The sequence below is a fragment of the Kitasatospora sp. NPDC086801 genome (assembly GCF_044745805.1).
GTDB lineage: Bacteria > Actinomycetota > Actinomycetes > Streptomycetales > Streptomycetaceae > Kitasatospora.
The window spans coordinates 1-8,381 of sequence record NZ_JBIVAX010000081.1 but is presented as its reverse complement, the minus strand read 5'-3'; the positions used below and the strand labels follow the sequence as shown (position 1 = coordinate 8,381).

Sequence of the window (8,381 nt, the reverse complement as noted above, 5' to 3'; positions counted from 1 at the left end):
ACTGGAGACGTCGTCATCAAGCCCGTTCCCAGGCCAGTCACTACAGACGCCAAGCCGCGACCCAAGCATGATCGTGATCTACAGCTGGAGTACTAACCAGCAAAACCCAGCCACGTCACCACCCCGAACCGCACACCCACCGCCTCCCCATAGGTGCTCTCCCCCGCCCACCAACGGACACTCGCGGGCGCCGTGGACGGCGTAGCCGGCGAGGCCTGGCGCACTCCGGCCCCGTTCCGGACCCCGCTGTGCGCTCCGCCCGGCCCCATCCCTGACTGCGGCGCCGGGAGTTGTGCGGGCTGCGTACACCGCCGTTCAGTAACACAGGGCACTGGCCAGCGGCGGCCACCACCCGGCCACTGAGAGCCGGTGACGCGCCACCACAACCCACACTCCGCCCATCACCGGTGGCGCGCACTGAGAAGGCCCCTCCGGATTTTCCAGAGAGGATTTTCCTGTATCTTGCAGATCAGGTAATCTCCGCACTACTGCTCGAGTGTCGCCACAATCTCAAATGTCCCCTTGAATGGGAAATCCGGCGGAATCAAGCGCCACAATTCACCCGAGGCAGCTCGATATCATTCCTCATGAAATACCCCGGCGGAGTACGGCGTCCCGACCGGGACTGGCTTCAAGCCCCCGCGGGAAACTGCATCGTCAACGATATGGCGAAAAGAATGAAAGTATGCAGGAGAGGAAAATTCCTCAATCTCTGCCCAGTTTACAATCACGTCAAATTCCTTTCTTGACTAATGGAGAAATCCCCAGGCTGGCTCCCACGCAGCCTTCACACCTCCCCCGATAGAAACTTGACCTCCGCCGGCGGAAAGGCTTCTCTGCGGAGCTGTCGTGTGCCAGGACCGTACACGTCGGCGTCGGGCAAGTCGCTCGGAGGCCGGTGGCAGACTTGGCCTCGCTTTCAAGCTGCTTGACCAGCCACACGGGCCTTCGGCGTTGGGTCGGGGCCTGGCGGCCCCTCCAGGCGGAATCGGGCCCCGGACCGGTGTCGCCTACGGCGCCACCGGGCGGCGGATACCGGAAGGACACTGGCCGTGCGCCGAGGCCGGACGGCGAGGCGAGCCGGAGCAGCGGGCCGGACAACGACGGCGGCCAGACGCCCGGAAACCACGGCAGGCCCCCGGGAAATACACCCGCGAATTCCAGCTCCAGGAATCAGCCAGGCCGGGCACCAGGACGGCCAGGGACACAGCCAGGGCGCAGCAGCTCGGGCGGCGGGGAGCGGCCGAGGCCGGCGGACCGAGCAGCGGGTGCAACACGCGCAACCAGGCCCCTCCCTGCCACATAACGCCTGTTCAGGCCCGCAACGCCGCCCCGTGTTGCACCCCGGAGCAATCACCAGAACCGCGACACCAAACCGAACACCGGGCCAGGACGGCGGGGAGGGCGGGCCCGAGACGGGCCCGGGCACGGCCCTGGCGGTGCCATCAGGGCCCGACGGCAGGACGAGCCGGACCAGGGCGAGACGGCCTGACGGCCGACCAGAACGGCGGCAGGCGGCGCCAGCATGAGGCCGGCGGGGGCGGCGGGGGCGTCCACCGGGATACGAACGGTCGTCTAACCGCCGTACTCATGGGGGATTTACGCACATGTCGATCAATGACGCCGTACTCGTGTCACCGCCGCCCGGCGCCCTGTGGCCCTGTGGCCCTGCCCGAGCTGCGGGCTGACCGGCCAGGTCCGCAGCGTGCCGGGGGTCCACCTGGGCGAGCGGCGGAACGTCACCGTGCGTGCCTCCGGCCGTGACGGTGGCACCGAGACCCGCGAAGAGGTCTCTGCCCTTGGCCGGGTGCTGGCGCCCGCGCCGCCCACCACCAGCATGGCGGTCCAGGCGCTGGTGGGCCTGGGCTTCGTGACGCTGGTCGGGGCGGTCTTCACCCTCATTCAGGGCGCCATGGCGTGCGACGCGCCCGTCCACCAGAAGCCCGGCCTCTCGCCGCCGGACTGGGTGACCAAGCATCCGGGGTTCCCGAACGGCTTCCCCACCGACTTCCCGGATGTCGTTCCGAAGGCCGCTCCGGCTTCCCCGGTCACACACGCGGCGGCCCCGCTCGCCGACGCGGACGACGCGCTGGTCCCGCTCTGAGGGGCGTGCCTGATCCTGGCCCCGTCGCGATCGCCCTCCTGGCAGGCGCGACCGCTCTGTTCCTCGCCAGACGGCGGTGGTTGGCGGGTCGGCCGCGGGCCGAGCGGCTCTGGAACCAGGCCTGGTAGTGTGCCCGTTGCGCCACCACGCACTTCCCGCCCACCGCCGGGCAGGGCGCCCAGGCACTCGGCCTTGCGGACTTCCGCAAGACGGTCTGGACGGCGGGGGGCTACGGCGACCTCGCCGACCGATACCGGCCATCGCCGTGTCGGGCAGGTCCCGAAAGGTCGGCAGGCCGCCCAGCACGCAGTACGGGAGCAGCGGACCGGGCCGGGGAGCATGCCGCGGCCACCCGGACGGCGACGCAGCAACGACAGGTGCGGGACGCGGGCCCGGTCGCCCGGGAGCGGGATCAGCAGCCCCCGGCCCGGACGGCGCCGAAGGCACCACCCGGAAGCACGGCGCGCGGCGCGGGCCACCAGAACAGCACCGCCAGAAACCGAACACCGACCCCACCGCCGCCCCACACCCCGACCAATCCCACCCGAATACAGAACACCACCGGAAACCGATCCACCAAAACAGCGGCATGGAATTCAAGGCTGAATTCACCGCCGGATACAGGCCTGAAACACCCTCTCGGCCCCACCAGCAGCCGGCCAGCCCCCACCGCCACTCCGGCAACCACACACAGTTACCAATCCCACTCCGCTGCCGCCCGGCCGGACACCACCGACAGGCATAACCAAAGGTCCAGACAACATGGTGTGTGGGGTCATTCCACGTCCCACAACACCAACAGGTCACACCCGCGGTCCCTTACCGGGTAGCGCTTCGCGTGGAGCACCCGCGTCTCCCACCACGGATCGTCCGGGGCGGACACCAGCGCGGCCACCAACTCCCGCTTCGTCGGGACCGACAACACCAACGGGCCAGCGGGAGCCGCGAGCGTGGCGGCGTACGGCCCTGGGAGGCACGTCCAGGAGGACCGCGAGCAGGCGGATCGCCCGCTTCGGTGGTCTTGTCCGGGCTGAACCGGTAATCCATGCTCAACGGGCCGTCGGCGTACCGCTCCAGCAGCGCCAGGAGCCGTGCCTGGACGGTGCGCAGCTCCGCCACCGGGCAGTGGCCCCAGCTACCGGCGACGTGGGCCTGGCAGGGCGCTGCGGTCTTCTTCGCCGTCATCATGGCGCCACCCTGGCCGGGGTTGGCTGTGGACAGAGCAACGCGGCCCAGCCGGAGGTCACCAGGCTGGGCCGCGCACGCTGGAAGGGGCAGCAGGCCCCTGGGGGGGCCGCGCGGTCGGTCCGATATCGGGTGGGTTTTACTCGCGTGGAGCAATGTCTGTCTGCTCACACGAGAGCCCAGACAAGGGGGTACCTGTTGAACGATGTTCCAGATCTCGGACCCATGCCCCAGCGGGTCACCGTCAGTGCCGAACAGGCAGGACGGCTCGTGGCCGATCAGTTCCCACAATGGGCCGCGCTACCTGTGACGGCTGTGGAGAACGGCGGCTGGGACAACCGGATCTTCCACTTGGGCGACAACATGGTGCTCCGCCTGCCCAACGCGCAGGAGTACGCCTTGGCCGTGGAGAAGGAGCACCGTTGGCTACCCGAGCTGGCGCCCGCTCTCCCGCTGCCGATCCCGGTGCCGCTAGCGAAGGGGAGTCCTGGTGCGACCTACCCGTTCGCGTGGTCGGTCTACGGGTGGATCGACGGCACGCCTGCGACGTTCGGGTCAGTCGTCGATCCGATCCGCTTCGCCGAGGGCAAGGCCAACTTCGTCGCCGCGTTGCAGAGCATCGATGCCTCGCAAGGGCCACAGCCTGGCAGACACAACTGGTTCCGTGGAACAACGCTGCGGACCTACGAGGCGCAGGCACTCGGTGCGCTGGACGAACTGCGCGGCCACCTCGACGTCGCGCCGGCACATGAGTTGTGGACTCAGGCGCTCGAGGCGCAGTGGGACGGGACCGACGTCTGGTTCCACGGCGACCTTGCCCAGGGAAACCTCCTCCTTGAGGACGGACAGCTCGCCGCCGTCATCGACTTCGGTACGTGTGGCGTGGGGGACCCCGCTTGCGACCTCGCGATCGCGTGGACCTTGCTCTCGGCCGACAGGTCCCCGATCGCTTCCTGGCGGTTGGTCAGCGCGGTGGGTCCGGCGTCGGTGACGACCAGGGCGACGGGCGGGTATCCGGCGCGGGTGTGGCCGGGGTAGGCGCGGCGCCACCAGTGCACCGTCCGGTCGCCCGGCTCCCGGTCGGCGAGGGCCGGGTCGTTGCCGCGGACCTTGACGCGGAACAGCTCGCGGTACCGGGGGAACTTCGCGGCGACGTCGGCCGGCGCCATGGTGGAGCGGTCGACCTCGACCATCAGCACCGGCACCCCGATCTCCGGGGCCTGCCACACCCCGTCCGGGCGCACCTTGCGCTTCCCGCCCGGCAGCGGGAACTCGGTCTCGGTCGACCAGGACCGCACCGTGCCCACCCCGCCCGCGGCCCCGGGCGCGCTGCCGCCGAGGACGAACGCGGCGATCGTCTCGTTGACCGCCATCGCGTGCTGAGCACCCGAGCGGCCAGCACCCCGGGCCGGCACATCCACCACCACCGCCGGGAAGGAGAGCGCGGCAGCCGTGCCGGACAACGACGGGGCGCTCACGGCCGCCGAGACCGAGCTCGTCGCCACCGCCCAAGCCCCTCCTCGGCGACCCGCTGTCGGGCCTGTCCCACGCGGCCGACCACGCGCTCCACCGGCACGCCGCCACCCTCGCCCGCGGCGTGGACCTCGGGCGAGGGGAGGTAGACAGGGATGACGACCCAGGACACCTTGCCCTGCTGGTAGGACTGGCGCAGCGCCCGGTCGACGGCCTGGACGATGTCGATCACGCTCGACTTCGGATCCACGAAGCAGATCGCATCCACCGCCAGCAGCCGTGCGTGAACACCATGCGAGTTACAGCGATTGCCGCCAGTTGCGGTAGGCGTGCGGGGGCTCAGCGAAGCCTCTGTCGCTGAACGGGTTCGGCAGCGTGCCGCCGAGGGTGCCGAGGAGGAAGCCACCGAAGCCCGCCTCAAAGCGGATCCAGCGTTCCTCCCCGTAGAGGGGCTGGCGTTTGAAGACGACGACGTCCCAGGTGTCCGGGTTCTGGCTGTCGCAGAGCCAGAAGACCACGTCCCCATTGGCGCTGCTCGCGAAGGGGAGAAGCCTCCTGTCTTCCAGGTCCTCCGAGACGGTGCCGGTAGGGGCCGCCGGCTCCTCCCTCGGGTCGAAGTCCAGTCCGTCGACGAGGTCGCCGTACAGGGAGCCGGCCACCGGCGGCGTGCTAACAGCGAGGTACTCGTCCAGCTCGCCGCCGCCGTAGAGCGTGACGAAGTCGCGGTAGTCGGCGGGCAGGCGCAGGCCAGTGGTCTGTGCCAGCTCATCCCAGTCGACGGTGTCGCCCAGGGTGCTCGGCTCCCCAAGCAAGGCCGAGAGGCGGGTAATGGCCGGGTGGACCATGGCGGTATCTCCTCCGTGGGATGGCGCGGTTCGATCAGTCACCGTACTGCCCGGCGTCCTGCCCTGTGCCGCTGTGAATCGAGCTGCCGAGATTCTTCCAGCCACTCCCTGCGGTGTAGATCAGGTTCGGCGTCTTGTCGTGGTCCGCGCCGATCAAATGGCCGTCCTTGTTCCAGGCGATGTAGGACATCTCGATCTTGTAGGGCACGTTCCGGCTGCCCGCGTAGTGTGGGGTCACCTGGTAGAGCACGGTGTTCCCGCTATCGACCTGATTCTTCACCTTGTCCTCGAAGGTCAGCATGCTGTCCATGGGGCCAGGGTTGGAGCCGCTCGGCTTCTTCTTCCCAACGTAGAAGTTGGCGTCGCTGCCGCAGGTGACCAGGTTGGCAAGGTTGGTGCCCGATCCGGACAGCTGGGCCCCTAGCACGTGGCAGGCGTTTACATCGCGGGTATTCCCGCCCCAGTAGCCCACCTGCTTCCGGGCCCAGTCGTAGCCAGCGGGCTTGATGCCATTCTTCACGTCCGTGCTGCTGCCCTTATGCGAACTCAGGTAGGCGCTGTCCAGGCAGGCCGTGATACCAGTGGCTCGCCCACCGTTGCCGACATCCACCGGGCCAATGTCGACCCAGCCCGCGCCGTCGCGCTGGCAGCTCTGGCCTCGACGCTTGTCTTCTCCCCCCGGATCGCCGGGGCGCGGGCCGGGAATCGGCTTGGGCTCCGACTCAGTGAGGAGGTCGATCACGGCGTCGGTGCTGGCGACGATGCCGGCGCCGACGGCGGTTGCGGTGCCGACGACGACCGGAGCGCCTTCGACGACCACGCTGGAGACGGTGGCGGTGCCGACGGTGACGATGGTGTCGGTGAAGAAGTCGATCGGGTCGGGGTTGGCGTGCGGACGGTCGCTGTCGTTGATCGGGCGGGTATCCGTTGGCGGCTTGGGCCGGGGCAGGGTGGGGCCGGGGGGGCGTCCCGGCCGAGGAGCTCCCGCTCGACCAGGTCGGCCTGCTCCTCGAAACCGAGGCCATCAACGCCATCATGGGAAGCACCCTGGTCTGACCGCCAGTGGCTACGTTCGTGCGCACGAAGCCACCGGCCAGGGGCCACGGCCGCGTGTAGTGCCGAGCCCGGACAGTACGGCCTCCACCCCGCCATAGACGTTCGGGACCGTGGGGTTCGGCTCTTGGTCGGGGAAAGAAGAAAGCCTCCGCCCATTGGGCGGAGGCTGAGTCGGTCGGTCATGTCGCTGGTTCGACGTCACGCTCGACCGGTTACCCGTTCAGGATCTTCTACCGACCGGGCTGCCATTCAATGCATTCAGGCCGCTGTCCTCGAGAGGTAAGGAACTCCTTCAACGCCTGGCGAACGAGCGGGATCGGGACCTCTGAGTGGTCGGCAAATGTGGTCATGTGGCCCACCATGTGGTAGGTCGGCTCGGTGCGAGTCTCCGGCGACCCGACGGATGTCACGTTGCCGTGCTCGTCCGCGTACGACACGAGTCCCATTCCGAGATCCCTGTCCGCGCAGACGATGAAGTGGTGGTCGGGGAACCCTGAGGGCATCAGCTCCCGGTCCAGTGAGTACACCTCGGCCATGGTGCAGTAGGAGTCAACGCCTGAAAGCAGGTCGTCGACAACGGCGTCCAGTCCATCGATCGTCGTGATGATGGGTGGGTTCTCGCCGTGTCCAGACTTGTATCGAACCTCAACGCCGTTGCTCATTGCCATATCTCCTTGTTCGCCCCGTACACCTTCTCGACCCAGCCTTCGACCGGGTCTGGCCAATGTACTAGGCAGTGTCGTCAAAGTGATCTTGGTTAGTGGATCATGGTGTGGTGATACGTCGCCATGAACTCTCCGATGCCGAGTGGGGCTTGGTGGAGCCGCTGCTGCCCAGGCCCGGCACGGGCCGCCCGCGGCTGGACGACCGGACGGTGCTGAACGGGATCGTGTGGAAGTTCCGGACCGGGGTGGCCTGGCGGGACGTGCCACCGCGGTACGGCTCCTGGGCCACCCTGCACACCCGGTTCCGACGCTGGGCCCAAGACGGGACATTCGATCGGATGCTGCGGGCCGCGCAGGCGAAGGCGGACGCGGCTGGCGACATCGACTGGCTCGTGTCGGTCGACTCGACCATCGTGCGGGCCCACCAGCACGCTGCCGGGGCGCGAAAAGGGGGACCCAAAACCAGGCGCTCGGCCGCTCCCGAGGCGGGCTGACCAGCAAACTCCATCTGGCCGTCGATGGACTCGGCAGACCGCTCGCCCTCGTCCTCACAGACGGGAACACCAACGACTGCACCCAGTTCACCGCCGTCATGGACGCGATTCGGGTGCCCCGGGTTGGACCAGGACGGCCCCGGACCCGCCCCGAACACGTCCTCGGCGACAAGGGCTGCAGCTCCAAGGCGATCCGCGCCTGGCTGCGGAAGCACGACATCAGCCACACCATCCCCGAGCGGGCCGACCAGATCGCCAACCGACTGCGGCGCGGCAGGCTCGGCGGTCGCCCACCGGCGTTCAATCGCCAGCTCTACAAGCACCGCAACGCCGTCGAACCCTGCTTCAACCGCCTAAAGCAGTGGCGAGGCCTGGCCACCAGGTTCGACAAGACCGCCGTGTCCTACCAAGCCGCCGCCACCCTCGCCTCACTCCTCATATGGGCCTGACCCTTGACGACACCGCCTAGTACTCCAGCTGTAGATCGCTCTTTGGGCTGCTGGTGCCTACGCTTTCCGCGGTTTGCGGCGCTTGCCCCAGCTGCCGTGTGGCCGGTTCC

Annotated in this window: 6 protein-coding genes and 2 pseudogenes; 3 read left to right on the top strand and 5 right to left on the bottom strand. The window is 68.5% G+C overall.

What is annotated here, in order from left to right; all coding sequences use genetic code 11:
* Positions 1 to 1,705 precede the first annotated feature (1,705 nt).
* On the top strand, positions 1,706 to 2,104 hold the full coding sequence (locus ACIPLC_RS37825) for a hypothetical protein (RefSeq protein ID WP_400477603.1): 399 nt from the start codon (positions 1,706 to 1,708) through the stop codon (positions 2,102 to 2,104).
* 1,383 nt (positions 2,105 to 3,487) lie between these two features.
* Positions 3,488 to 4,327, top strand: coding sequence for an aminoglycoside phosphotransferase family protein (locus tag ACIPLC_RS37820; RefSeq protein WP_400477602.1), 840 nt, complete (start codon positions 3,488 to 3,490; stop codon positions 4,325 to 4,327).
* 131 nt (positions 4,328 to 4,458) lie between these two features.
* Here ACIPLC_RS37820 and ACIPLC_RS37815 read toward each other — a convergent pair.
* The 5 genes and pseudogenes from ACIPLC_RS37815 to ACIPLC_RS37795 all read right to left on the bottom strand — a co-directional run.
* Positions 4,459 to 4,662: pseudogene (locus tag ACIPLC_RS37815) on the bottom strand (hypothetical protein); the annotation flags it as partial.
* A 101-nt stretch (positions 4,663 to 4,763) separates the two neighbouring features.
* Positions 4,764 to 5,012 (bottom strand): hypothetical protein, encoded by a 249-nt coding sequence (locus tag ACIPLC_RS37810; RefSeq protein ID WP_400477601.1) that lies wholly within the window; start codon positions 5,010 to 5,012, stop codon positions 4,764 to 4,766.
* A 49-nt stretch (positions 5,013 to 5,061) separates the two neighbouring features.
* Positions 5,062 to 5,574 carry an SMI1/KNR4 family protein gene (locus ACIPLC_RS37805; protein ID WP_400477600.1) on the bottom strand — a complete coding sequence of 171 codons (513 nt, stop codon included), beginning with the start codon at positions 5,572 to 5,574 and terminating at the stop codon, positions 5,062 to 5,064.
* A gap of 67 nt (positions 5,575 to 5,641) precedes the next feature.
* A complete protein-coding gene (locus ACIPLC_RS37800; protein WP_400477599.1) occupies positions 5,642 to 6,427 on the bottom strand; it encodes a DNA/RNA non-specific endonuclease in 786 nt (261 codons plus the stop codon).
* Positions 6,428 to 6,893: 466 nt separating this feature from the next.
* Complete coding sequence (locus tag ACIPLC_RS37795; protein ID WP_400477598.1) at positions 6,894 to 7,325, bottom strand: Imm1 family immunity protein; 432 nt, start codon at positions 7,323 to 7,325, stop codon at positions 6,894 to 6,896.
* Between the two features lie 116 nt (positions 7,326 to 7,441).
* Here ACIPLC_RS37795 and ACIPLC_RS37790 point away from each other — a divergent pair.
* A pseudogene (locus tag ACIPLC_RS37790) lies at positions 7,442 to 8,271 on the top strand (IS5 family transposase).
* The last annotated feature ends 110 nt before the right edge of the window (positions 8,272 to 8,381 follow it).